The following is a 24,119-nucleotide window of genomic DNA, read 5'->3' as shown; positions in this document are numbered from 1 at the left end:
GCCTCGAAGAAAGACCGATATGGCCCATTCTCCCTTCTCGCGTCGCGCCTTGCTGGCCGCCGGCGCCTTGCTCTGCACTGCCGCCGCATCGACCCTCGCGCTGGCCCAGCCCGACTGGCCGCAACAACCCGTCACACTGATCATGGGCTTCCCGGCCGGGTCGGGCGTCGACGTGGTGGCCCGCGCCATCCAGGAGCCGCTGTCGCGCCAGCTCGGCAAGCCCGTGATCATCGACTACAAGTCCGGCGCGGCCGGCAACATCGCCAGCGAGTATGTCGCCCACGCCAAGCCCGACGGCTACACGCTCTCGTTCGGCACCGCCGCCACGCACGGCAGCAACGCTGCGCTCTACAAGAAGCTGCCCTTCGACGTCGAGGCCGACTTCGTGCCCGTGGCGCCCGTGCTCGACGTGTCGAATGTGCTCACCATCAACCCCGACGTGATCAACGTGCGCACGCTCAAGGAATTCGTCGAGCTGGTGAAGGCCAACCCCGGCAAGTACAACTACGCCTCCACCGGCAACGGCGCGGGCACGCACATGGCCTTTGCCGAGTTCAACTCGCGCCTGGGCCTGAACATGGTCCACGTGCCCTACAAGGGCGGCCCCGAGGCCATCACCTCGGTGGTGCGCGGCGAAACCTGCTGCATCATGAACCAGGTGCAGACCGTGCTGCCGCACTACAAGGCCGGCAAGGTGCGCCTGCTGGGCGTGACCACCGCCACCGCCGTGGCGGCCGTGAAAGAGGTGCCGACCATCGCTTCCAGCGGCCTGCCCGGCACCAAGGGCTTCGACAGCGCCATCTGGTTCGGCATCTTCGCGCCCAAGGGCACCGACGCGCACATCGTCGACAAGCTCAACGCGGCCGTGAAGACGGTGCTCGAGCAGCCCGAGATCCGCGAGCGCTTCGAGAGCCAGGGCAACACCGTGCGCATCGAGTCGCCCGCCCAGTTCAAGAAGACCGTGCACGCCAACCGCGTGAAGTGGGCCGAAGTCGCCAAGGCGGCGAACATCAGCATCGACTGATCAGAGCGTCTTCGCCAACGTCAGGATGAAGCGCGCCTTGTTCGGCGAGTACATCGTCTGGCCGACGGTGCCGAAACCGACGTCGTAGCCCGGGTTGGCCACTGAAACGTACGAACTCTTCTTGTTCGCGCCCTGCACCGAGCCCGTGAGCGTGAGGCCGCTGCCGAAGTCGTAGGTGGCGCCGACGTTGTAGTCGACATAGCTCTTGTAGCCCAGGCCGCGGATGTCGCTGGACATGTTCGTGTAGCCCACAGCCGCTTTCAGCGTGACCTTGGGCACGATCTCCTTGCTGTAGGCCAGGTTCAGGTAGCCGGTGTTGCGGCCCGTGCGGCCCGAGCCGGTCTTGGCGCCCGCATAGCCGAAGTAGTCCTTCGACACCGTGTGCGAGTACTTCAGCGTGAACGCGCCGATGGTTTCGTCGGTGTAGCCCGCGCTGGCGTACAGCTCCGTCGTGTTCCCCGTCGAATTTCCCGGGTACAGGTAGGTGAGGGCACCGACGTCCATGTCGAGCGGGCCGGCCTTGAACTTGTAGCCGCCGTAGATGTCGCTTTCGAGGCTGTTGCCCTTGAGCCAGTTGACGCTCGAATTCCAGTTGCCGATGTAGAAGCCGCTGTCGCCGAAGGCGTAGTCGAAACCGCCCTGCACGGCGGGCTTGAGGCCGCGGGTCTTGGCGTAGTCGTTCTTGCCGAGCATGTCCTGGTCCTGGCCGCGGAACTTGTAGTTCGTGGTCAGCGCCACGTTGCCCGTGAGTTGCGCGTTCGCGAGCATGGGCAGGGCGAACAGGGTGGGAAGAACGAGCACCGGCAAGGCGGTGCGAAGGAGGTGTTTCATCGAAAGAATTCGCTAACGGATGGAGGAGCCGGCAGCGTAGAAGCGCGGGTCTAAAAGCCGCGTAAAAAACGAAGGCCCCGGCGCAAAAGTTGTGTGTCTGGCATCGTCATCGCGACCACGCCCACCACCACGCAGGCCAGCCCGACCCACGCCGTGGCTGCCAGCGTCTCGCCCAGAAACACCACGCCGATCGTCACGCCGATGGGCACGCGCAGATACGCCTGCGCCGACGTCGACATCGGGCCCAGCGTCTTGATGAGCCGGAAGTAGATCGTGAAGGCCAGCGCGGTCGAGAGCACCACCAGCGCCAGCACGGCGAGCATCGATGCGGCCGAGGGCGCGAGCGTCCAGGGCCTGTCGATCACCAGGCTCGCGGGCACGAGCAGGGCCGCGCCGCTCAGCAGCGAGCCGGCCGCGGGCACCATCGGGTCCAGGCCCTTGAACACGCGGCCGAACATCGCGGCGCAGCCGTAGCAGACGGCGGCCACCACCAGCGCCAGCTGTGCCAGCAGCGAATGCCCGAGCCCGTGCAGGGCCTCGAAGCCCACGATCAGGCAGATGCCCGCCAGCCCCGCGCCCACGCCGAAGAGGCGCTGCAGCGTGGGCTTCCCCGAGCCGCCGAGGCCCCACCCCAGCAGGAAGATGAAGATCGGCGAGGTCGAGTTGAGGATGGTCGCCAGCCCCGCATCCACGTTGCGCTCGGCCCACGCAATCAGCGTGAACGGCAGCACGCTGTTCAGGCAGGCTTGCAACGCGAAGCGCCGCCATGTCGCGCTGTCTTTCGGCCAGCGCACGCCGCGCACGCGCAACACCGCGAGCAGCAGCAACCCGGCGATCAGGGTGCGTGCAGCGATCAGCGTGACCGGCGGGATCGTCGCCACGCCGATCTTGATGAAGGTGTACGAGGCGCCCCAGCAGGTCGCGAGCACCGCGAGCAGCGCCCATTCGAAGGCGGGAGCGTGGGGTTGGCCTGAAGCGGCGAGCGTGGTCGTTGGCATGGTGCGCCGATCTTCGCGAGACCGGCCCTTCGACACTTCGCTGATGAACGAAATGTGGGCGAAACGTGCGCGCGAAAGCCTCAGTGGCCGTGATCGTGCCCGTGGCTGCGCGCCGGCGCATCGCCGTTCAGCAGCGCCGCCAGGTCGACTTCCTGCTCCGCCGCCGCCCCCGCGATCACGCGTTGCTCCAGCGCGTCCCAAAATAATTCGATATGGTTGACAAAAATACAACCCACATGAGTTCGAACATGCCTTCCCTGCTGCTTCGCAATGTGCGCCCCCTGGGTGCTTCTGCGGTCGATGTGCGCGTGCACGACGGCCGCATCGCGGAGATTGGCGCGGCGCTCGTCGCACCGGCCGGCGCCGCCGTCGAAGAAGGCGAGGGCGCCTTGCTGCTGCCCGGCCTCGTCGAAGGCCACACCCACCTCGACAAGACGATGTGGGGCATGGACTGGTACCGCAACGAGGTCGGCACCAACCTCACCGACAAGATCGAGAACGAGCGCGCCTTCCGCCACGCCAGCGGCCACGATGCCGCGGCCCAGTCGCTGGTGCTCGCCAAGGCCTTTCTCGCGCTCGGCACCACGCGGCTTCGCACGCACGTCGACGTCGACACGCAGGCCGGCCTGCGCCACCTCGAAGGCACGCTGCGCACGCGCGAGACGCTGCGCGAGGTGCAGCAGATCCAGGTCGTCGCGTTTCCGCAGTCGGGCCTGCTCGGGCGCGCCGGCACGGCCGAGCTGCTCGACCAGTCGCTCGCGATGGGCGCCGACGTGCTCGGTGGCCTCGACCCCTGCGCCATCGACGGCGACCCCGTGAAGTCGCTCGACGTGCTCTTCGGCATTGCCCACAAGCACCAGCGCCCGCTCGACATCCACCTGCACGAGCCCGGCGCCATGGGTGCCTTCTCGCTCGACCTGATCCTGCAGCGCACCGAGGCGCTCGGCATGCAGGGCAAGGTCGCCATCAGCCACGGCTTCTGCTTGGGCGATGTGAGCGAACGCGAGCGCGACGTGCTGCTCGCGCGCATGGCCAGGCTCGGCGTGGTGCTCATCACCAGCGCGCCGCCGTCGCGCAGCGTGCCACCGCTCATGGCGTGCCGCGCGGCCGGCGTCACCGTGCTCGGCGGCAACGACGGCATCCGCGACACCTGGTCGCCCTACGGCAACCCCGACATGCTCGAGCGCGCCATGCTCATCGGCCTGCGCTACAACCTGCGCCGCGACGACGAGCTCGCCGTGGCACTCGACACCGTCACCCACGCGGGCGCGCGCGGCTGCGGCTTCGCGGCCTACGGGCTCGACGTGGGCTGCCGCGCCGACCTCGTGCTGGTCGACGCGCAAACGACCGCGCAGGCCGTGGTGAGTCGCCCGGTGCGCCGGCTCGTGGTGTCGGGCGGCCGTGTGGTCGCGCGCCACGGCACGCTCGTGCCCGGCGCCGTGCCCGCGTGAGCCGCGCTGCATCTGCTGTATCGGGCCACTCGCGCACCGGCGCGGGCCCGGTCTTCTTCGCCTGCGTGGTCGTGCTGGTGGCGCTCAACCTGCGCGCCTTTCTCACGTCGAGCAGCCCCTTGCTCGAACCGATCCGCGCCGCGACCGGCATCGGCTTTCACGCCGTCGCATTGCTCACCGTGCTGCCGATGTTCGCGATGGGCGCCGTGTCGCTGTCGGGTGCGGCCGTGGGCCAGCGCCTGGGCGCGCGCGGCGGCATTGCGCTCGGGCTCGGCGCCATCGCGCTGGCCTGCGCCGGCCGCTACGTGGCCGGTGGCGCCGCGGCGCTGCTGTGGAGCGCCGCGCTCGCGGGCGCGGGCGTCGGGCTGGTGCAGGCGCTCATGCCCGGCGTGGTCAAGCAGGCGTACCCCGCGCGGCTCGGCCTCATGACGGGGCTCTATTCGGCCGCCATCATGGGCGGCGGCGGGCTCGGCGCCATGGCCAGCCCGTGGCTCGCGCGCGCCGTGGGCGGCGAGGCGCAGCTCGACTGGCACGCCGGCCTCGCCATGTGGGCGGTGCTCGCGGTCGTGGCACTGGCGGCGTGGCTGCGCGGTGCGCGGCAGCTGCCGTCTGCATCTTCATCGGCACGCGTCGCCGACCCGTCGCTCGACCGTGCCTGGCTGCGCTGCTTCGGCCACCGCCGTGCGTGGCTGCTGGCGCTGTGCTTCGGCCTCATCAACGGCGGCTACACCAGCCTCGTCGCGTGGCTGCCGCATTACTTCCATGCCGAGCGCGGCTGGACGGCGCAGCAGGGCGGTGCCGTGCTCGCGCTCATGACGCTGGCGCAGGTCGTCGGTGCGCTGACGCTGCCGGCGCTCGCGCGGCGCGGCGGCCAGCGCGATCTGCGGCCCTGGCTGGTCGGCGCGCTGCTCGCGCAGCTCGTGGGCTTTGCGGCGCTCGGGCTCGCACTGCCCGTGCCGGCGGCGGTCATCGCCGTCGTGCTCGGCGTCGGCCTGGGCGGTGCGTTCTCGCTGTGCATGGTGCTCGCACTCGACCACCGGCCCGACCCCGCGCAGGCCGGCGCGCTCGCGGGCTTCATGCAGGGCGTGGGCTTCATGATCGCGGCGCTCGCGCCCTTCGTCACCGGCTGGGTGCGCGAGCAGACCGGCGGCTTCACCATGGCCTGGGCCTACCTGGCCGTCGTCACCGTGCTGCTGCTGCCCGCCGTGCTGCGCTTCGACCCGCGCCGGTACGCCAGCGCTACCGACGGCCTGTTCGGCGCACCGGTCGCACCCGCGTTGTGCCCCATCGACCGCGCCCGCGAGGCTTGAGGAAAAAGGAGATTCCACCGATGTACAACGAACACTTCATGCAGCGCGCCCTGGCCCTCTCGGCCCGGGCGCTCCAGGAGCCCGGCACCGAGCCCTTCGGCGCCGTCGTCGTCAAGAACGGCGAGGTGGTGGGCGAGGGCTTCAACCACTCCGTCGCGCACCACGACCCCACCTCGCACGGCGAAGTCGAAGCCATCCGCGACGCCTGCCGCCGGCTGGGCACCGTCGACCTGTCGGGCTGCGAGCTCTACACCTCGTGCGAGCCCTGCGCCATGTGCGTGGCGGCCATGCACATCGCGGGCATCGGCCAGCTGTACTACGCGGCCACGCTCGCGCAATCGGGCGAAGCGTTCCAGGGCGTGACCCTGGCGGCGCGCCACCCCATCGACGTCGACGTGCTGCGCACCGAAGCCGGCGCACCGCTGGCCGCGCGTGCGCAGCCGGCCGAACAGAAGATGGATGCCGAGGCCGTGCGCATCCTGTCGGCGTGGGCTGAGCCGCGACGCGGCGACTGAAACGCTACGCAGCAGCGTCGCCGCGCGTCGCTGCTTCGAACTCGGCGCGGTTGAACAGGCCGAAGTACAGAACCTCCGACCACTGCAGCCCCAGCGGATATTCCGTGGCGCGGCTGCGCGTGCTGTCGCAGTCGTCGTCGAAGCGCAACCCGAAGAACGCATCGAGCGGGGCCGCCTGCTTGGTCGCACCGGCCTCGCGCAGCAACTGCGCCGCTACCGCGATGTCTTGCGGCAACGCATCGAGCGCGGCGCCGGCCTGCTGGCAGCGCGCGAGTTCTTGTTCGACGCAGGCCCGCAGCGGGGCTTCTTCCGATTCGGACATCGTGTCGAGCTCGACCGTCTCCAGCAGCAGGTGCGTGTCGCGGTGGGCTTCAAGAAACGCCAGGGTGTCGTCCAGCCAACCCGGCAGTTGCGTCGAGCCCGTCGCGCGTGTTGTCGCTGCGGGCGCGGCAGCCGCAGGGGGCGCGTTCGATGCGGCGGACGGCGAGAACCAGTTCTTGAGCTGGTCGATGAACGACGTGGCCTTTGGCGCCGCCACAACGGGCGGGGCTGCGGGCGATGGCACCGGCGCCTGCGTTGCCAGAAACCGCACGATCTCGATGAAGCGCCTCACCCGCGCAAAGCCCGGCTCGAAGCGACTGCCGATCGCGTACAGCTTCACCTTCTCGTCCGACTCGTCGTCATCGAGCCCGTCCGAGATCAGCGACGCGCACAGCTGCGGGTCGCCCGACATCAGCAGTCGGTACATGAACGGTACGTCGTAGTTCCACTCGGACACGCCCGAGATCGTTTCGGGCCGGTCCGCGTACGACGTGGGCCGGTTGCTGAGGCTGTACAGGTAAGAGCGATTGGCCATGGACTCAAAGTGTGAATGGCGGCTGCAATGTGAGCGCGTCGCCGTGACAAAAATGAAGAAGTGCCACCCCTCGCGAAGCGGCCTTCGGCCAGGTCAGCTGATTCTGCCCGCGCCAGATTTACACTCCGCCCCATGCCAGGAAAGCAAGGAAAAGACGACATTCAGCGCGGTCTGCAGCCCGTGGTGGAGCTGCGCTCTGAAGGCGCGTCGTACCTGTATTCCGTGCGCGCGCCGCGCTCCAAGGGCGTGATCCCGCCCAGCTCTTACAGCCACACCGGCTTTGCCAGCGTTGCCGATTGCCTGCGCGACATTGCCCGCGCGCTCGGGGGCAACTTCACACGCATCTACGTTCGCCTCGAAGGCCATTGCGTCGGCGAGCGCGACATCGCCGAGCTGCGCAAGGCGCCGGACGCCGTCGCGGCGGAACTGCAGGCCATGTGCCGCGCGGTGATCGCCGAGCAGCAGAAGCAAAAGCCGCCGCAGCAACAACAGGAACAAGGCGAAGCCACCGTGCAGCGCGGGTAGCCGCACCCAGCGACGACGACCGCCGCTGCTGCTGTCGCGCGCGCTTACTGCGCCACGTTCACGATGGTCGCCTGCATCATCGCCACCACCTTGTAGTCCGTGTCGCCCGCCTTCGCGAAGGCGCGTACTTCGCCCGTGCACACCGCGAGCAGCTTGCCCGAACTCTGCACCCGGCCCACCGCCAGGAAGCGCTCGCCCAGCGCGGGCCGCATGAAGTTGATCTTGAACTCCGCCGTCACCACGTCGCAGCCCTGCGGCGCTTTCGTCAGCCCCGCGTAGCCGCAGGCGCTGTCGACGATGCTCGTCACCGCACCCGCATGCACATAGCCGCGCTGCTGCGACAGCGCCTTCGAGAACGGCATCTCGATGTGCACCTCGCCATCGCCCACATGCACCAGCCGCGCGTCGAGCGTGGCCATCAGGCCCTGTGCGTTGAAGCTGTCGGAGATGCGGGTGTGGAGGTCGGTCATGGCTGGCGAGGGGAAAAGAAGCAGAAGAAAAAGGGCGCTGGTCATGGCGCCCCGAGGGGGTGCTGCATTCTGCCGCGCGGTGTCACGCCCGACGCCAGGGCCTCAATCCCACGCCGGCGACAGCCCTTGCGGATCGGTCAGCCGCTCGCCGCGGTCGAGCGCCGCAATCTGCGCCATCTCGGCTTCGGTCAGCCTCAGTTGCTGCGCCTTCAGGTTGCTCTCGAGGTTCGCGCGCTTCGTCGACGACGGAATCACCGCGTAGCCCAGCTGCATTGCCCAGGCCAGCACCACCTGCGCGGGCGTGGCGCCGTGCGCCGTGGCAATCGCGCCGATCACCGGGTCGTTCAGCACCTTGCCGTAGGCCAGTGTCATGTACGACGTGACGCGGATGTTGTGGCTCTGCGCGAAGGCCGCCACCTTGCGGTTCTGCAGGTAGGGATGCAGCTCGATCTGGTTCGTGGCGATGGCCGGCGCGCCCACGGCGGCAATGGCCTCCTGCATCAGCGCGATGTTGAAGTTCGACACGCCGATCTGCTTCGTGAGCCCCAGCGCCTTGGCCTCGGCCAGCGCGCCCATGAACTCCGCCACCGGCACCGCGTTGCCGGGCGAGGGCCAGTGGATCAGCGTCAGGTCCACATGGTCGGTGCGCAGCTTGGCGAGGCTGTCTTTCAGGCTGGGCACCAGCTTGTCTTTGGCGTAGTGGTCGGTCCAGATCTTGGTGGTGATGAACAGGTCGTTGCGGGCCATGCCGCTTTCGGCAATCGCCTGGCCCACCTCGGCTTCGTTGCCGTAGATCTGCGCCGTGTCGATCGTGCGGTAGCCCAGGTCGAGGCCGTTCTTCACCGAGTCGATCACCACCTGGCCCTGCAGGCGGAAGGTGCCGAGGCCGAATGCGGGAATGGGAGCGTTGATGTTGTTCGTGGTCATGACGTGTGTTGTCCTTGTGCGTTCAAAGAAAGGGAAAAGAAGAGGGGAGAAGAGGAAGGCTCAGTGCCCGACCGGCACCGGCCCCGAGGCGTGCACCGGAATGCCGGCACGGCGGTCGAGCGTGCCGCTCCACTGCGTGAGGGCCAGAGAGACGAGCACGACGAGTGCGCCGATCCAGGGCGTGTGCATCAGCCCGAGGTGCGTCACGATCAAACCGCCGGCCCAGGCTGCGCCTGCAATGCCCAGGTTGAAGGCCGCGATGTTCAGGCCCGAGGCCACGTCCACCGCCTGCGGCGTGAAGCGTTCGGCCTGCTTCACCACGTACACCTGCAGCCCCGGCACGTTGCCGAACGCCACCGCGCCCCACATCAGCACCGCCACCAGCGCCAGCCACTTGTGCGGCGCCGCGAAGTTGAAGACCAGCAGCACGGCCGCCAGCAGCGCAAAGATGATCTTCAGCGCCGGAATCGGGCCCAGCCGGTCGGCCAGCTTGCCGCCCCAGATGTTGCCCACCGCCACCGAGATGCCGTACACCATCACCCAGCCCACCGCGCCGGCGCTGAAGCCCGATACCTGGGTGAGGATCGGCGCCAGGAACGTGAACGGAATGAACGAGCCGCCGTAGCCGATGGCCGTCTTGGCATACACCAGCAGCAGGCGCGGCTCGGCCAGCACCTTGGCTTGTTGTGCCAGCGAGGCCGGCGGCGTGTGGCGGATGTTGCCCGGCACGAAGATCCAGCTGCCGATGAAGGCGACCACACCCAGCGCCGACACCGCCAGGAAGGTTTCGCGCCAGCCGAAGTGCTGCCCGATGAACGTGCCCAGCGGCACGCCCGTGACCAGCGCCACCGTGAGGCCCGTGAACATGATCGCGATGGCGCTCGCCGCCTTTTCCTTCGGCACCAGGCCGGTGGCAATGGTCGAGCCGATCGAGAAGAACACACCGTGCGCCAGCCCCGTGAGCACGCGGGCGGCAACTAGCGATTCATAGCTGGGCGCCTGCCACGCCAGCAGGTTGCCGACCGTGAACAGCGCCATCAGCCCGAGCAGCAGCGCCTTGCGCGGCAGCTTGCCCGTGAGGGCCGTGAGCACCGGCGCGCCAATGGCAACGCCCAGCGCATAGAGGCTGACCAGCAGGCCGGCCGAGGGAAGGCCGATGCCGAGGTCGGCAGCGACGGTGGGGAGGAGGCCAACGATGACGAACTCGGTCGTTCCGATGGCGAAGGCGCTGAGGGTCAGCGCGAGTAAGGCGATTGGCATGAGAGCACTCCTTGTGGGATGAGGAGGAGTGTCTTGCGGTTACCTTTGCGGATAAATGGGTCTTTAGGAAGAAAATAGTTGCTTCAAAGTCAAAAATCAAAAGGACTGGTTTTCATTGCCAATGAAAAACGTCTACGATCCATCACCCTGGGTTTTGTTTCATTTGCCTGAGATTATTATTTTTTGAATTTCTGAAAATTAATAAATTTCAAAAGGAAATTTTTAGGTGATGAGGCTTGAGAATTTAAACCGAAAGAAGATATGAAAATTTATGAAATCCAAGCTTTGAATTTTCGCTGCTTTGAGGATAGTGTCTTCCAGTTTTCTAGTGAATTTAATCTATTGGTTGGCGCCAATGGAAGCGGCAAGACGTCTTTATTAAAGGCTATTGTTGCGGCGATCTCCACTCCAATAAATGGCCTGAGTAAATTTTCTTTTTGGCCGCTTAGTGAGGATTCAAGCGCTAGGGTTGCTTTAGTGAAGAGCGCTGGAAAGATTCGCTATGAAAAATGCTTTCCGGTGATCTTGAGGGTGTTGGGGCAAATAAATGAAGTGGATAAGAGTTGGTGGCAGGAAAGAAAAGGCCTGGCAACTCAACTTGATTGGGATAGTTCTGTCTATACGCTGCTTCAAAAAATGACGGTGCAAGTCGATCAAAATGAGAGCTTGACTCTGCCTATTTGTGCTTTTTACTCGGCGGAGCGAAGATGGAAGCTTGAGGAGATTAACGCCAGTAATGCGGTTAGACAGCAAGACTCTAGGCTGGATGCTTACAATTCGTGGAATGATGCTGCGGAAGATCTTAAAAATTTTGAGTCTTGGATAATTGCAAAATCACTTGAGCGACTCGAGGAAAATTCCAGCCAAAACTCGGATGGATTGGAAGAGCGCTCAGATTATGGATTCGATGAGCTTAGCCTGGTAAATCAAGCGATCTCGCAGGCTTTGCCAAACTCCAAGGGAATACGGTACGACATTCGGCTTAGACAGTTGGTGGTTGATTGGGATTTTAAGGAGCCGTCACCATTTAGAAATCTAAGTGATGGCCAGCGAGCAATAATTGGATTGATCGCAGATATCGCGAGGCGCATGTGTCTGGCGAATCCTCATCTCGATGATAGGGTGTTGAAGGAAACCCCCGGAATTGTGATTATCGATGAGTTGGATATGCATCTCCATCCAGCATGGCAAAGAAGAATTCCATTTGTTTTGCGCTCTGCTTTTCCGTGTATTCAATTTATTGCGGCATCGCATTCCCCTCAAATTATCGGAGAATTGAAGGCTGAAGAAATTATTCTAATGAGAGACGGAATCTCAATAGGGCATCCCGAGCGAGCTTTCGGCCTTGAGAGTGACGAAGTGCTTGAGGAGATTATGGGCGCGGCTTCTCAAAATCTTGAGGTCGCGAAAATTCTAGATGAATTTCGTGATGCACTTGAAGATGAGAATATTGAAAAGGCCGAATCTGAATTGAATGCATTGGAGAGAATCGTCGTCCATCCAGTTCCTAGTGTTGTTGCTGCACGCGCTGCACTGCAGAGCATGAAATTTTTGGGTGAGGAGAATGAAGAGTGAGGCAGATAGTAAAAAATGCAGAGCCCCGTGGCTTGCTTGAGTGGAAAAAGGTTAATTTGAAAACCCCGGAGAATTTGACGTACTCTGGTGGAGGATTTCCTCGTAAAGATGTCTTGGCCTCTTTGTTGAATGAGCAATATCATTTGTGTGCCTATACGATGCGAAGGATCCCATCTGACGCAGACTGCCATATTGAGCACTATTTGCCTCAGTCTCGAAATATTTCCTGGGAAACTATCGATTATTCAAATATGCTGGCCTGCTACCCCGGCGGGCGGGCAAAAACAATATGCGAGTATGGTGCTCATCTGAAAAAAAACTTTGATCCGGACGGGAGAGATTTTTGCTCTCCTCTCCATCCTGCAACTCCTGCAAGCTTTGTTTTTCATGAAGATGGTCGAATCGAGGGGCGAACAGTTGCTGGAGAAAATACGATAAAAATTCTTGATCTCAACCATGCGACTCTGAAGAATGATCGCCGAGCAACGATAAATGGTTTTATCTGGCCTCGCAGGCATAAAGGACTTTCTGCGGCAGAGGCTAAGCGATTGGCTGCGCGCGTTAAGCAACCGGACGCTATGGGGCGACTAGAAGCGTTTTGTGAGGCCGTGGCTCAAGTTGCAATTAAATATAGTGAACGTCTTGAACGCCGCGCTAGCCGATTGAAAATTCAATCGCAAAAATGAACGCTCTTTGTTTATGGGTGTTTTGATTTTTTTTGGGTGGTTTCGTAAATTTCTGATTTTTATTTCAGTGGAAATAGTCTGAAAAATTAAAGGCTCGCAGCGCCAAGGGGTTGGGTCGTAATATCTTGTCCGAAGAAGAGATATACTGCCTGGCAACCGTGCGAATAGCATGGTCGGGTTTGGAAGCCCGTCGAACTCTCTGCGACGAAAGCCGCAGTCACCGCACATGGTCTGCGGCTTTTTCGTTCGTGCGCCTTTTTTAGGCGGCTCGGACGGGAGGGCGCGAGCCCTGCCGGCTTTCGCAAGAGGGTTCCCGGTCTTCCAACCCGTTCGAGCTGCCGCCACCGTTTGGAAGCGGGTGCGTCGGCTGTAGCAAACCGAACCCGACTGGAGGCCTCTATGGCTGAATCTGCACCTGTGTCCGCGCAAGCAAGCGCCTGTCCTGTTGCCGTGTTGCCCGCTCTCGACGAACTCGCGATCCAAGCCTGCGACGACGCCGACAACCTCAACGCTGTAATGCGTGCCTACACCGCGCTAGAAAAGCTTGTAGACACCAGCGCCCTCAACGACTGCGAAGAACTCGCCCCCACCCGCACCGAACTGAGCGCCTTGCTGCGCCTGCTCAACGAAGCGTTGATGACGCGTATCGCCACCGTCAACGCAACAGCCGGCGCCGTACGCGATGCGCTACAAGCGCAACCTTCGCTCAAGCCGGCCTAGCCACAGCGGCTGGCGTGAAGCCTCTGCATCACGACCGGCCCGCAACCCCTAAGCCGCCTTCGGCTCCGGCAACACCGCCGTCAACGCAAAGTCCACCAGCATCAACCACGTCTCTTCCAGCCCGGTGATGTTGTGGTGGTCCGAGTTCGACACGGTCTGCACGCTCACGGGCGTGGGCCAGGCGGCGATGAGTTTTTCGGAGCGTTCGTGCGGCACCACGTCGTCCTTCGCGGCGAGCAGCACCTGGGTCTTGGCGGCGACTTCTTTGCTGTGCTCGATGGAGTTGAAGCGGTGCCGCAGCAACAGCGACAGCGGCACGAGCGGAAAGCGCTTCTTGGCGACTTCGAGCAGCGAGTCGTACGGGGTGACGAGCTGCAGGCTTTCGAAGGGCTGCTGCGCCACGAGCTGGATGGCGACGCCGGTGCCGAGGCTGCGGCCCACGACGTGCAGGCGCGCATGCGGAAAGGCGCGGCGCAGGTGGTTGGCGAACTGGGCGGCGTCGGCCACGGAGGCGATTTCGGAAGGCGCGCCCTCCGAGTCGGCCACGCCCCGGTAGTTGAGGGCGGCAAAGCCGAAGCCCTCGGGCAGCCAGTGCAGCATCTGCGCGGTGGCGCGCACGTCTTCGCCGCGGCCGGCGAAGTAGATGAACAAATCCTGCAGCGCGTCTTCGCCGTGCGGGTGGTACACGTAGCCGCGCACCATGCCGCCGGGCACGGGATGCGAGTAGGTCGAGAAATCGTCCGACAGATGCACCACGGGCAGCTTGCGGGCGTTGAACAAGATGTGGCCCTGTCGCGTGGCGAGCAGGGTCCAGTAAGCGGCCAGGCTGCCAATGACGGCGGCCGAGGCCGACAGGGCAATGCGTGCAATCTTGGCTTGGGTCTTCGGCTGCAAATCAGGGCTCCCGGAAAAGTGGCTGCGTTGCATCGCAAGGGCAGGGCCCGGCCGATGCAAAACGCGCAAGGGGCGTAGTTTCACCGCGTTCGCAAGGCGCTGCGTTGCGAGGTGTATGGCGGTACCGTGCGGCGCGCTGGCCGGGGGCTGAAGATAATCCGGACATGATCGCTCTCGACTGCTACTACAGCCTCTCCTCGCCTTGGGCTTACCTCGGCGGCCCGCAACTGCAAGACATCGTGCGCCGCCACCACGTGCAGCTCACGCTCAAGCCCTACGACTTCCAGGCGGTGGTGCCGCAGACCGGCGGCATTCCGCTGAAGACGCGCCCCGAGCCGCGCCGCACGTACCACGCGCTGGAGCTGTCGCGCTGGCGCGATTACCTCGGCCTGCCGATGAACCTGGAGCCGGCGCACTACCCGAAGGGCGCGCCGACCGACCCGAACTGGAATAAGTACCCCGGCTGGATGGTGATTGCCGCCCAGCTGCAGGGCCTCGACGCGCAGCCGCTGTCGCACGCCTTGCTGCGCGCGCTGTGGGCCGAAGAGCGCGACACGGCGCAGGCCGACGTGCGCATCGCGATCGCCGATGAAACCGGCTACGACGGCGCGGCGCTGCAGGCGCTGGAGCAGTCGGCCGAGGTGCTGGCCGTGTACCGCGCGAACAGCGCCGACGCGGTGGCAGCGGGCGTGTTCGGCGCGCCCACGTTCATCCTGAACGGCGAGCGCTTCTGGGGGCAAGACCGCCTGGCGTTCCTCGACCGGGCGCTGGACAAGCTGCGCGCCGGCGGCTGAGCGACAGCCTCTTCGTCTTCCTTCTCTTTTTTCTTCAGGCGAACGAGCGCGGCAGCAGCGCGGGAATGAGCGTGCGGTTCAGCCGCTCGCGCCACCAGCGCAGCGCCTGGCCTTGCGCGCCGGTCTTCCATGCGAGCCAGAAGGCTTCGGGCGTGCGCGGCTCTTCGGTCGGCAGTTCGACCAGCGTGCCGCGCGACAGCTCGCCGGCGATGCAGGCGCGCGGCAGAAAGCCATGGCCCAGCCCGGCGACCTGGCAGGCGACCTTGGCGGCCATCGACGGCACGGTGATGCGCGGCTGGCCGGCCATGAGGCCCACGGTGCGGTCCGACAGGATGCGCGCGGTGTCGCCGACGACGATGGCGTTGCAGTCGATCAGGTCGCCGCGCTGCACGGGGCGCGTCAGCCGCGTGAGCGGGTGGGTGGGCGCGACGCAGAAAGCGAATTCGAGGCTGCCCACGGCCGCGGTCTGGTAGCCGCCGCCGGCCGGGCCTTCGCCTGCGGCCACCACGATGTCGGCGCGGCCCTCGCGCAGCGCCTCCCAGCTGCCGGTGAGCGCCTCGCAGCCGATGCGCAGCCGCGTGCCGCAGCGCAGGTCTTCAAAAGCACGGATGTCGCTCATGAAGGCCTCGGTGGGAATGAGCGAGTCGTGCACCAGCCGCAGCTCCGATTCGTAGCCGGTGGCAATCTGCCGCATGCGCGATTCGAGGTCGCTCGCGGCGCCGAGCAGCCAGCGGCCTTCCTTGAGCATTTCTTCGCCGGCCCCGGTGAGGGTCACGCGCGGGCCGTTGCGCTCGAACAGCAGCATGCCGAGCTGTTCTTCGAGCTTGCCGACGGCGTAGGAGATGGTGGAGGGCACCTTGTTCAGCCGCGTCGCGGCGGCGGCAAAGGAGCCGTGGCGCGCGATGGCATCGACGACCTCGATGGCTTCCAGGGTGAGCTTGAGCACGGGGCGTTCCTCGCAAAAAAAGAATGATCGAAAACTTCGATCATTGATGGTGAAAAGTTTCGTCGATGAGGCCCTGCGTGCACCGGATGATTCAGCCCACGCCAAGGAAATTCCCTCCGAAAGCGATTGTGAACCGAATCGAATATCTAAGTACTCAACCCTGTCAAAGGAGCCTCTCATGACTGTCAAAGCCACCCCCACCGCCGGCGCCACGCTGCTCACCCCCACCGACCACACGCTGGTGATGATCGACTTCCAGTCGCAGATGGCCTTTGCCACGCACTCGATCGACGCCGTGAACCTGCGCAACAACGCCGCGCTGCTGGCGCAGGCGGCAGCCGGCTTCAAGGTGTCGACCATCCTGACGACGGTGGCCGAGAAGAGTTTTTCGGGTCCGATGTTCAGCGAGATCACCGACGCCTTCCCGGGCCAGAAGATGCTCGACCGCACCTCGATGAACACCTGGGAAGACGCCGCCGTGATCGACCGCGTGAACGCCATCGGCAAGCCGCGCATCGTGCTGGCGGGCCTGTGGACCAGCGTGTGCATCGTGGGCCCGGCGCTGTCGGCGCTCGACCAGGGTTTCGAGGTGTACGTGATTGCCGATGCCAGCGGCGACGTGTCGACCGAGGCGCACAACCGCGCGATGGAGCGCATGGTGCAGGCCGGCGCGCGGCCGATGACCTCGCTGCAGTACCTGCTGGAGCTGCAGCGCGACTGGGCGCGTGGCGACACGTACGAGCTGACGACCGGCATCGCCAAGAAGGTGGGCGGCGCGTACGGTCTGGGCGTGACGTACGCCAAGACCATGTTCGGCGCCCACGAAGGCTGAGCGCCAGAGCACCCGGAAGGCCGACCGACCATGAAGACCTATGTCGTTTCCCTCGCGCTCGGCCTGCTGGTCGGCGTGATCTACGCGCTCTTCCAGGTGCGCTCGCCGGCGCCGCCGGTGATCGCCCTGGTGGGCCTGCTGGGCATCCTGCTCGGTGAGCAAATTCCGCCGCTGGTGCGGCAGGTGTTCGACCGGCCGGCCGCCACCTCGTGGCTGCAGCACCAGGTCAAGCCGCATGTGTTCGGCGAACTGCCCGCCTGCGTGAAGCCCGAGGCGGTGAAGACCGCCGCCGCCCGCCCCTCGGAGCGGAGCGACGCATGAGCTCGCAAGACCCGCAACGCCGTCACTTTCTTGGCGCCCTTGGCGCCCTCGCAGCCACCTCCCTCGCACCCGCATCGACCATGGCCCACACCGAAAACTCCACCCCCGACCTCATCCTGCGCAACGGTCGCTTCACCACGCTGGACCGTGCCAACCCCACGGCCAACGCAGTGGCGATCAAGGACGGCCGCTTCACCCGCGTGGGCCGCGCCGAAGACGTGCTGCCACTGGCCGGCAGCCACACCCGGGTGATCGACCTGCAGGGCAAGCGCGTGCTGCCGGGGCTCATCGACAACCACCTGCACATCATTCGCGGCGGGCTCAACTACAACATGGAGCTGCGCTGGGACGGCGTGAAGAGCCTGGCCGACGCCATGGGCATGCTCAGGCGCCAGGTGGCGATCACGCCCGCGCCGCAGTGGGTGCGCGTGGTGGGCGGTTTCACCGAGCACCAGTTTGTCGAGAAGCGCCTGCCGACGCTGGCCGAGCTGAACGCGGTGGCGCCCGACACGCCGGTGTTCATCCTGCACCTGTACGACCGCGCGCTGCTCAACGGCGCCGCGCTGCGCGCCGTGGGCTACACCAAGGACACGCCCGCGCCGCCCGGCGGCGAGATCGTGCGCGACAGCGCCGGCAACCCCACGGGCCTGCTGCTGGCCAAGCCGAACGCGGCCATCCTCTACGCCACGCTGGCCAAGGGGCCGAAGCTGCCGTTCGACTACCAGCTCAATTCGACGCGCCACTTCATGCGCGAGCTCAACCGCCTGGGCGTGACCGGCGCCATCGACGCGGGCGGCGGCAACCAGAACTTCCCCGACGACTACGAAGTGATCCGCAAGCTGCACGACGACGGGCAGCTCACGATCCGCCTGGCCTACAACCTCTTCACGCAGAAGCCCAAGGCCGAGAAGGACGACTTCCTGAACTGGACCGCGAACTCTAAATACAAGCAGGGCGACGACTACTTTCGCCACAACGGCGCGGGCGAGATGCTGGTGTTCTCGGCGGCCGACTTCGAGGACTTCCGCCAGCCGCGCCCCGAGATGGCGCCCGAGATGGAAGGCGATCTCGAAGGCGTGGTGCGCGTCCTGGCGCAGAACCGCTGGCCCTGGCGCATGCATGCGACCTACGACGAAACCATCAGCCGTTCGCTCGACGTGTTCGAGAAGGTCAACAAGGACACGCCGCTCGCCGGCCTGAACTGGTTCTTCGACCATGCCGAGACGATTTCCGAAAAGTCGATGGACCGCATCGCCGCGCTGGGCGGCGGCGTGGCGGTGCAGCACCGCATGGCCTACCAGGGCGAGTACTTCGTCGAGCGCTACGGCCCCGGCGCGGCCGAGGCCACGCCGCCGGTCAAGAAGATGCTGGAGCGCGGCCTGAAGGTGTCGGCCGGCACCGACGCGACGCGCGTCGCCTCGTACAACCCGTGGGTGTCGCTGTCGTGGCTGGTCACGGGCAAGACGGTGGGCGGCATGCAGCTGTACCCGCAGCGCAACTGCCTGGACCGCGAGGCCGCGCTGCGCATGTGGACCGAGAACGTCACCTGGTTCTCGAACGAAGAGGGCAAGAAGGGCCGCATCGAGGCTGGCCAACTGGCCGACCTCGTGGTGCCCGACCGCGATTTCTTCGCCTGCGCCGAATCGGAGATTGCCGACACGACCGCGCTGCTCACGATGGTGGGCGGTAAGGTGGTCTACGGCGCCGGCCCGTTCGCCCCGCACGACGAAGGCAGCGTGCCGCCCGCCATGCCCGACTGGTCGCCTGCGCGCACTTTCGGCGGCTATGCCGGCTGGGCCGACAAGGCCGAAGGCGCACCGCTGCAGAAGGTGATGCGCAACGCCGCAGCGGCCTGCGCCTGCGCCAACGACTGCAACGTGCACGGCCACCAGCACGCGACGGCGTGGAGCAGCAAGCTGCCCATCGCCGACCTGAAGAGCTTCTGGGGCGCGCTGGGTTGCGCCTGCTGGGCGGTGTGATGAAAGCGATGCACTGGACCCTGTCGCCTGCTGTGCGCTGGATCGCCTTGCTGCTGCTGTGCGCGGCCTACCTGCAGGGCGGCCTGAACAAGGCGATGGACTTCAACGCCGCCCTCGCGGAGATGAACCACTTCGGCCTGTCGCCGGCCGGCCCGCTGGCCGTGGCGGTGATCGTGCTGGAGCTGGGCGCCGCGGCGCTCGTCCTCATCGGCTTCTGGCGCTGGCTCGGGGCGCTCGCGCTCGGCGGCTTCACGCTGATGGCGACCTTTGTCGCGCTGCGGTTCTGGGAAATGCCGATGGGGCCCGAGCGCTTCATGGCCGCCAACTCCTTCTTCGAACACCTGGGCCTGGTCGGCGGCTTCGTGCTCGTCGCCTGGCTCGATCTCAAGGAGCGCCACGATGACTGAGCCTCAAAAGTCTGCCGGCGCTTTTGCGCCGCTGCGCCAGCCGGTCTTCGCGGTGCTGTGGGCCGCCACGGTGCTGGGCAACATCGGCAGCTTCATGCGCGACGTGGCCAGCTCGTGGCTGGTGACCGACCTGTCGGCCAGCCCGACGGCGGTGGCGCTGATCCAGACGGCGGCGACGCTGCCGATCTTCCTGCTGGCGATTCCGGCGGGCGTGCTCTCGGACATCCTCGACCGCCGGCGCTTCCTGATCTTCGTGCAGGTGCTGCTGGCCGCGGTGAGCGGCACGCTGCTGGTGCTGTCGCACACGGGCGCGCTCACGGTCGAATACCTGGTGGCGCTGACCTTCGTGGGCGGCATCGGCGCGGCGCTCATGGGGCCGACCTGGCAGTCGATCGTGCCGGAGCTGGTGCCGCGCAGCGAGCTGAAGGGCGCGGTGGCGCTCAACTCGCTGGGCATCAACATCGCGCGCTCCATCGGGCCGGCGGCGGGCGGGCTGATCCTCGCGAGCTTCGGCGCGGCGGCCACCTACGGGCTCGATGTGCTGAGCTACGTGTTCGTGATCGCGGCGCTCCTGTGGTGGAAGCGCCCGGCGGCGGTGGACAGCGGGCTGTCCGAGAACTTCTTCGGCGCCTTCCGCGCGGGCATCCGCTACACGCGGGCCAGCAAGGAGCTGCACGTGGTGCTGCTGCGCGCGGCGGTGTTCTTCTTGTTCGCGAGCTCGGTGTGGGCGCTGCTGCCGCTGGTGGCGCGCCAGATGCTGGGCGGCACCGCGAGCTTCTACGGCATCCTGCTCGGCGCGGTGGGCGCGGGCGCCATCGGCGGTGCGCTGGTGATGCCGCGGCTGCGTGCGCGGCTCGATGCCGACGGCATGCTGCTGCTGGCCTCGCTGCTCACGGCCGCGGTGATGGGCGGCTTGGTGTTTGCGCCGCCGCAATGGCTGGCGGTGCCGATGCTGGGCGTGCTCGGCCTGGGCTGGATCATTGCGCTGACCACGCTCAACGGGGTGGCGCAGTCGATCCTGCCGAACTGGGTGCGCGGGCGCGGGCTGGCCGTGTACCTCACGGTGTTCAACGGCGCCATGGCCGCCGGCAGCCTGGGCTGGGGCCTGGTCGCACAGCAGATCGGCGTGCCGGCCACGCTGGTGGCGGGCGCGGTGGGGCTGGTGGTGATGGGGCTGGTGTTCCATCGCGTGCGGTTGCCCGCCGGCGAGGCCGACCTGCAGGCCTCGAACCACTGGCCCGAACCGCTGCTGGCCGAGCCCGTGGCGCACGACCGCGGGCCCGTGATGATCCAGGTCGAGTACCGCATCCGCAAGGAAGACCGTCCGGCGTTCCTCGATGCGATGAAGCGGCTGTCGCTCGAGCGCCGCCGCGACGGCGCCTACGCCTGGGGCGTGCACGAACACACGACCGACGCCGAGCGCGTGATGGAGTGGTTCCTCGTGGAATCGTGGGCCGAGCATCTGCGCCAGCACCACCGCGTGTCGCACGCCGATGCCGACCTGCAGGCCGAGGCGCTGCGCTTTCACATCGGCCCGGGCAAGCCCGAAGTGCATCACTTCCTGGCGCTCTGAGCGGCGCGGATTCTGCTTTCTCTTTCCCTTCACCCTCTCGTCAACCTCAAGGAAAAACCATGACCACACTGACCCTTCGCGACGGCACCGAGCTCTACTACAAGGACTGGGGCAGCGGCCAGCCCATTCTTTTCAGCCACGGCTGGCCGCTGAGCGCCGACATGTGGGACGCCCAGATGCTGTTCTTTGCCGAGCGCGGCTACCGCGTCATTGCGTTCGACCGCCGCGGTTTCGGCCGGTCGAGCCAGCCCTGGACCGGCTACGACTACGACACCTTCGCCGACGACATCGCCGAACTCATCGAGACGCTCGACCTGAAGGACGTGATCCTGGCGGGCTTCTCGATGGGCGGCGGCGACGTCACGCGCTACATCGCGCGCAAGGGCAGCGCCCGCGTGGCCAAGCTCGCGCTCATCAGCGCGGTGACGCCGCTGTTCATGAAAACGCCCGACCATCCCGTGGGCCCCGAGGCCTCGCTGTTCGCGGGCATCCGCGCCGGGCTGGCCGCCGACCGGCCGCAGTTCATCGACGACTTCAGCACGCTGTTCTACGGCACCAACCGCCCGGGCGCGAAGGTGTCGCAGGGCGTGTTCAAGCAGACGCTGCAGATCGCGCTGCAGGCCTCGATCAAGGCCACCATCGACTGCGTGACGGCGTTCTCCGAGACCGACTTCCGCCCCGACATGGCGAAGATCGACGTGCCCACGCTGGTGATCCACGGCGACGACGACCAGGTCGTGCCCTTCGAGGCCACGGGCAAGCTGGCGGCCGAAATGATCCGGGGCAGCCAGCTCAAGCTGTACGCCGGCGCGCCGCACGCCACCTGCACCACGCACGCGGCGCAGGTGAACGCCGACCTGCTGGCGTTCATCCAGGGCTGAGGCCGAGGAGGCAAACACGCGCTGAAAGGGCCGCGCCCTGCGGCCCTTTCGGCGCGAAGGGCGGCGCCGGTGGCGATAATCCGGCGATGCGAATCCGCTTTACCAAGATGCAGGGAGCCGGCAACGATTTCGTCGTGCTCGACGAAACGCGCGGCACGCTGGGCCTCAGCGCCGCGCAGTACCGCTTCCTGGCCGACCGCCATTTCGGCGTCGGCGCCGACCAGATCCTCACGGTGCGCCCGTCGCCCGCTGCAGGCATCGACTTCCAGTACGTGATCCACAACGCCGACGGCGGCGAGGTGGAGCAGTGCGGCAACGGGGCGCGCTGTTTCATGCGCTTCGTGAGCGAGCACGGCCTGACCGACAAGAAAGACGTGCGCGTGCAGACGCTGGCCGGCGTGATCGAACCGCGCATGGGCGACGACGGCCGCGTGACGGTCGACATGGGCGCCCCGGTCTTCGAGCCGGCGCGCGTGCCCTTCGACACGGCCGGGCTCGACCCGCAGCACGAAGGCGCGTGGCAGAAGTGGCACCTCGCCTTGGGCACCCGAGCCGGCACCGCTATCGTTTCGGTAGCGGTGCTGTCGATGGGCAACCCGCACGCGGTGCAGGTGGTCGACAACGTCGACACCGCGCCGGTGGCCGAGCAGGGCCCGCAGATCGAGCACCACCCGCGCTTTCCGCAGCGCGTGAACGCGGGCTTCATGCAGGTGGTCGACCGGTCGAATATCAAGCTGCGGGTGTTCGAGCGCGGTGCCGGCGAAACGCTGGCCTGCGGCACGGGCGCCTGCGCGGCGGTGGTGGCGGGCATTCGCCTGGGGCTGCTGGATTCCCGCGTCGACGTGCAGACGCACGGCGGCATTCTCACGATCGAGTGGCAGGGCGACGGCCGGCCGGTGCTCATGACAGGACCGGCCACGACGGTGTTCGAGGGCGAGATCGACGTGCCCGACATTTCGGAACAGCCATGACCCAATTCACCCACGACAACAACGCCATGAACCCGATCACCGAAGACGACATCGCGAACTACCTGTCGAACACGCCCGACTTCTTCGAGCGCCACGCCCAGCTGCTGGCGCAGGTGCAGCTCACCAGCCCGCACGGCAACCGCGCCGTGAGCCTGCAGGAGCGCCAGGCCGAGATGCTGCGCGAAAAGATCAAGGCACTGGAGCACCGCCTGATGGACATGGTGCGCCACGGCACTGAAAACGTGGTCATCGCCGACCGCCTGCAGCGCTGGACCAAGGGCCTGCTGACCACGCGCGACCCGCGCAGCCTGCCGTACCGCATCGCGGTCGACCTGCAGTCGCTGTTCCTGGTGCCGCAAACGGCCATCAAGGTGTGGGACTGCGGCACCGAGTACCTGAACGAAGCCTATGCCCAGTGGGTGAGCGACGACGTGAAGGCGCTGGCCACCTCGCTCACTTCGCCGTACTGCGGGCTCAACTCGGGCTTCGAGGCGGCCAACTGGCTGCCCGAGCCGCAAGGCGCCGCGTCGATCGCGCTGATTCCGCTGCGCGCCGACGCCGAATCGCCGGCCTTCGGCCTGCTGGTGCTGGCCTCGCCGGACGCGCAGCGCTTCAACGCCGAAATGGGCACGGACTTTCTCGAGCGCATCGCCGAGCTGTCGTCGGGCGCGCTGTCGCGACTGCGCCCTTGAGCCGTTCCAGCGGCCGCCTCGCGCGACGCGGGTGGCGCCGCCGGCCCTGGCTGGCCGGCCTGTGCATGGTCTTGCTGGCCGGCGTGCTGACCTATGTCGCCATCGCGGGCGTGATCTGGGAGCGCGCCGAGGCCGCATTGGCTGGGCCCCTGCCGCGCGCGGCCGACGTGGCGCTGGTGCTGGGCAACCGCGCGTACCTCGACGGCAAGCCGAACCCCTGCCTCACGGGCCGGGTCGACCAGGGCATCGTGCTGGCGCGCGCCGGTCACGTGCAGACGCTGGTGTTCTCGGGCGGCGTCGATGTCGAAGACGGCCGCATCGAAGCCGAGGTCATGCGCGACCACGCCACGGCCGAGGGCTACACGGGGCCGATGGTGCTGGAGTCGGTGTCGTCGTCCACGCGCGCCAACCTGTCGCTGTCGCGCACGGTGCTCGAAGCCAACGGCGTGCGCAGCGTGATCATCGTGTCGGAGCCCTACCACCTGTGGCGCATCGAGCGCCTGGTGCGTGCCAGCGGTTTCGACCAGGCCTTCGACGTGCAGTACGCCGCCGCGCCCACCTCGTGCTGGCGCCGCTGGGGCATGCTGTTCAAGGGCGCATTGCGTGAGCCCGCGGCCATCGTGAACAATGCATCGCTCGGTTATCTGTTCTAGTTCCAGCTAACCGGCTCGGGCGCCGCAC

General features: G+C 66.1%; 27 protein-coding genes. 18 read left to right on the top strand and 9 right to left on the bottom strand.

Going from position 1 to position 24,119, the window contains the following annotated elements; all coding sequences use genetic code 11:
- Positions 1-19: 19 nt before the first annotated feature.
- A complete protein-coding gene (locus tag CY658_RS16765; RefSeq protein WP_101491235.1) occupies positions 20-1,024 on the top strand; it encodes a Bug family tripartite tricarboxylate transporter substrate binding protein in 1,005 nt (334 codons plus the stop codon).
- On the opposite strand, the gene CY658_RS16760 is transcribed toward CY658_RS16765, so the two are convergent.
- The 3 genes from CY658_RS16760 to CY658_RS16750 form a co-directional block, all read right to left on the bottom strand.
- Positions 1,025-1,855 (bottom strand): TorF family putative porin, encoded by an 831-nt coding sequence (locus CY658_RS16760; protein ID WP_101491234.1) that lies wholly within the window; start codon positions 1,853-1,855, stop codon positions 1,025-1,027.
- Between the two features lie 50 nt (positions 1,856-1,905).
- A complete protein-coding gene (locus CY658_RS16755; protein ID WP_101491233.1) occupies positions 1,906-2,853 on the bottom strand; it encodes a DMT family transporter in 948 nt (315 codons plus the stop codon).
- An 80-nt stretch (positions 2,854-2,933) separates the two neighbouring features.
- The gene (locus tag CY658_RS16750) at positions 2,934-3,089 is read right to left on the bottom strand and encodes a hypothetical protein (protein ID WP_257884895.1); all 156 of its coding nucleotides are present in this window, start codon (positions 3,087-3,089) and stop codon (positions 2,934-2,936) included.
- 12 nt (positions 3,090-3,101) lie between these two features.
- Between CY658_RS16750 and CY658_RS16745 the strand changes: the two genes are divergently transcribed.
- Genes CY658_RS16745 through CY658_RS16735 form a run of 3 tightly spaced genes read left to right on the top strand, consistent with a single transcriptional unit; the run spans position 3,102 to position 6,129 of the window.
- Positions 3,102-4,304 (top strand): amidohydrolase family protein, encoded by a 1,203-nt coding sequence (locus CY658_RS16745; RefSeq protein WP_101491232.1) that lies wholly within the window; start codon positions 3,102-3,104, stop codon positions 4,302-4,304.
- Complete coding sequence (locus CY658_RS16740) at positions 4,301-5,614, top strand: cyanate transporter (protein ID WP_101491231.1); 1,314 nt, start codon at positions 4,301-4,303, stop codon at positions 5,612-5,614. Before CY658_RS16745 ends, CY658_RS16740 begins: the two co-directional genes overlap by 4 nt.
- Before the next feature lie 20 nt (positions 5,615-5,634).
- Positions 5,635-6,129 carry a nucleoside deaminase gene (locus tag CY658_RS16735; protein WP_101491230.1) on the top strand — a complete coding sequence of 165 codons (495 nt, stop codon included), beginning with the start codon at positions 5,635-5,637 and terminating at the stop codon, positions 6,127-6,129.
- 4 nt (positions 6,130-6,133) lie between these two features.
- Here the strand turns inward: CY658_RS16735 and CY658_RS16730 are convergent, their stop codons facing one another.
- Entirely contained in the window at positions 6,134-6,985 is an 852-nt protein-coding gene (locus CY658_RS16730; protein WP_101491229.1) for a DUF7822 domain-containing protein, read from the bottom strand.
- A gap of 132 nt (positions 6,986-7,117) precedes the next feature.
- On the opposite strand from CY658_RS16730, the gene CY658_RS16725 reads away from it, so the two are divergent.
- Positions 7,118-7,510: a hypothetical protein gene (locus tag CY658_RS16725; RefSeq protein WP_257884894.1), complete on the top strand. Its 393-nt coding sequence runs from the start codon at positions 7,118-7,120 to the stop codon at positions 7,508-7,510.
- 44 nt (positions 7,511-7,554) lie between these two features.
- On the opposite strand, the gene CY658_RS16720 is transcribed toward CY658_RS16725, so the two are convergent.
- The 3 genes from CY658_RS16720 to CY658_RS16710 form a co-directional block, all read right to left on the bottom strand.
- Positions 7,555-7,980 carry a PaaI family thioesterase gene (locus tag CY658_RS16720; RefSeq protein WP_101491228.1) on the bottom strand — a complete coding sequence of 142 codons (426 nt, stop codon included), beginning with the start codon at positions 7,978-7,980 and terminating at the stop codon, positions 7,555-7,557.
- Positions 7,981-8,082: 102 nt separating this feature from the next.
- Positions 8,083-8,907, bottom strand: coding sequence for a 2,5-didehydrogluconate reductase DkgB (gene dkgB / locus CY658_RS16715; protein ID WP_101491227.1), 825 nt, complete (start codon positions 8,905-8,907; stop codon positions 8,083-8,085).
- Positions 8,908-8,967: 60 nt separating this feature from the next.
- Complete coding sequence (locus CY658_RS16710) at positions 8,968-10,167, bottom strand: MFS transporter (protein ID WP_101491226.1); 1,200 nt, start codon at positions 10,165-10,167, stop codon at positions 8,968-8,970.
- Positions 10,168-10,428: 261 nt separating this feature from the next.
- Between CY658_RS16710 and CY658_RS16705 the strand changes: the two genes are divergently transcribed.
- From CY658_RS16705 to CY658_RS16700, 3 genes are all read left to right on the top strand, one after another.
- Complete coding sequence (locus CY658_RS16705) at positions 10,429-11,742, top strand: AAA family ATPase (RefSeq protein ID WP_101491225.1); 1,314 nt, start codon at positions 10,429-10,431, stop codon at positions 11,740-11,742.
- A complete protein-coding gene (locus CY658_RS32490) occupies positions 11,739-12,428 on the top strand; it encodes a hypothetical protein (RefSeq protein ID WP_143713700.1) in 690 nt (229 codons plus the stop codon). Before CY658_RS16705 ends, CY658_RS32490 begins: the two co-directional genes overlap by 4 nt.
- A gap of 399 nt (positions 12,429-12,827) precedes the next feature.
- A complete protein-coding gene (locus CY658_RS16700; RefSeq protein ID WP_101491224.1) occupies positions 12,828-13,148 on the top strand; it encodes a hypothetical protein in 321 nt (106 codons plus the stop codon).
- A gap of 48 nt (positions 13,149-13,196) precedes the next feature.
- Here the strand turns inward: CY658_RS16700 and CY658_RS16695 are convergent, their stop codons facing one another.
- Positions 13,197-14,042: an alpha/beta hydrolase gene (locus tag CY658_RS16695; RefSeq protein ID WP_180288643.1), complete on the bottom strand. Its 846-nt coding sequence runs from the start codon at positions 14,040-14,042 to the stop codon at positions 13,197-13,199.
- A gap of 164 nt (positions 14,043-14,206) precedes the next feature.
- On the opposite strand from CY658_RS16695, the gene CY658_RS16690 reads away from it, so the two are divergent.
- Entirely contained in the window at positions 14,207-14,836 is a 630-nt protein-coding gene (locus tag CY658_RS16690) for a 2-hydroxychromene-2-carboxylate isomerase (RefSeq protein ID WP_101491223.1), read from the top strand.
- A gap of 34 nt (positions 14,837-14,870) precedes the next feature.
- Here the strand turns inward: CY658_RS16690 and CY658_RS16685 are convergent, their stop codons facing one another.
- On the bottom strand, positions 14,871-15,782 hold the full coding sequence (locus tag CY658_RS16685) for a LysR family transcriptional regulator (protein WP_101491222.1): 912 nt from the start codon (positions 15,780-15,782) through the stop codon (positions 14,871-14,873).
- Positions 15,783-15,960: 178 nt separating this feature from the next.
- Here CY658_RS16685 and CY658_RS16680 point away from each other — a divergent pair, with 178 nt between their 5' ends.
- The 9 genes from CY658_RS16680 (at position 15,961) to CY658_RS16640 (ending at position 24,091) form a co-directional block, all read left to right on the top strand.
- Positions 15,961-16,614: a hydrolase gene (locus CY658_RS16680; protein ID WP_101491221.1), complete on the top strand. Its 654-nt coding sequence runs from the start codon at positions 15,961-15,963 to the stop codon at positions 16,612-16,614.
- A 30-nt stretch (positions 16,615-16,644) separates the two neighbouring features.
- On the top strand, positions 16,645-16,935 hold the full coding sequence (locus tag CY658_RS16675; protein ID WP_101491220.1) for a DUF1427 family protein: 291 nt from the start codon (positions 16,645-16,647) through the stop codon (positions 16,933-16,935).
- Positions 16,936-17,015: 80 nt separating this feature from the next.
- On the top strand, positions 17,016-18,914 hold the full coding sequence (locus CY658_RS16670) for an amidohydrolase (RefSeq protein WP_219589596.1): 1,899 nt from the start codon (positions 17,016-17,018) through the stop codon (positions 18,912-18,914).
- An 8-nt stretch (positions 18,915-18,922) separates the two neighbouring features.
- On the top strand, positions 18,923-19,321 hold the full coding sequence (locus tag CY658_RS16665; RefSeq protein ID WP_101491323.1) for a DoxX family protein: 399 nt from the start codon (positions 18,923-18,925) through the stop codon (positions 19,319-19,321).
- Positions 19,314-20,894 carry an MFS transporter gene (locus CY658_RS16660; protein ID WP_101491218.1) on the top strand — a complete coding sequence of 527 codons (1,581 nt, stop codon included), beginning with the start codon at positions 19,314-19,316 and terminating at the stop codon, positions 20,892-20,894. The genes CY658_RS16665 and CY658_RS16660 overlap by 8 nt, the downstream gene beginning before the upstream one ends.
- Before the next feature lie 59 nt (positions 20,895-20,953).
- Complete coding sequence (locus CY658_RS16655) at positions 20,954-21,775, top strand: alpha/beta fold hydrolase (protein ID WP_101491217.1); 822 nt, start codon at positions 20,954-20,956, stop codon at positions 21,773-21,775.
- An 86-nt stretch (positions 21,776-21,861) separates the two neighbouring features.
- Positions 21,862-22,746: a diaminopimelate epimerase gene (gene dapF, locus CY658_RS16650; RefSeq protein WP_101491216.1), complete on the top strand. Its 885-nt coding sequence runs from the start codon at positions 21,862-21,864 to the stop codon at positions 22,744-22,746.
- Positions 22,743-23,438 carry a DUF484 family protein gene (locus CY658_RS16645; protein ID WP_101491215.1) on the top strand — a complete coding sequence of 232 codons (696 nt, stop codon included), beginning with the start codon at positions 22,743-22,745 and terminating at the stop codon, positions 23,436-23,438. Before dapF ends, CY658_RS16645 begins: the two co-directional genes overlap by 4 nt.
- Positions 23,435-24,091 carry a YdcF family protein gene (locus tag CY658_RS16640; RefSeq protein ID WP_257884893.1) on the top strand — a complete coding sequence of 219 codons (657 nt, stop codon included), beginning with the start codon at positions 23,435-23,437 and terminating at the stop codon, positions 24,089-24,091. The genes CY658_RS16645 and CY658_RS16640 overlap by 4 nt, the downstream gene beginning before the upstream one ends.
- Positions 24,092-24,119 lie beyond the last annotated feature (28 nt).

Origin of the sequence: Variovorax sp. RO1, assembly GCF_002849325.1 — a bacterium.
Taxonomy (GTDB): domain Bacteria; phylum Pseudomonadota; class Gammaproteobacteria; order Burkholderiales; family Burkholderiaceae_C; genus Variovorax.
Note: the sequence above shows the minus strand (reverse complement) of the source record. Positions and strands in the feature narration are given on the sequence as shown.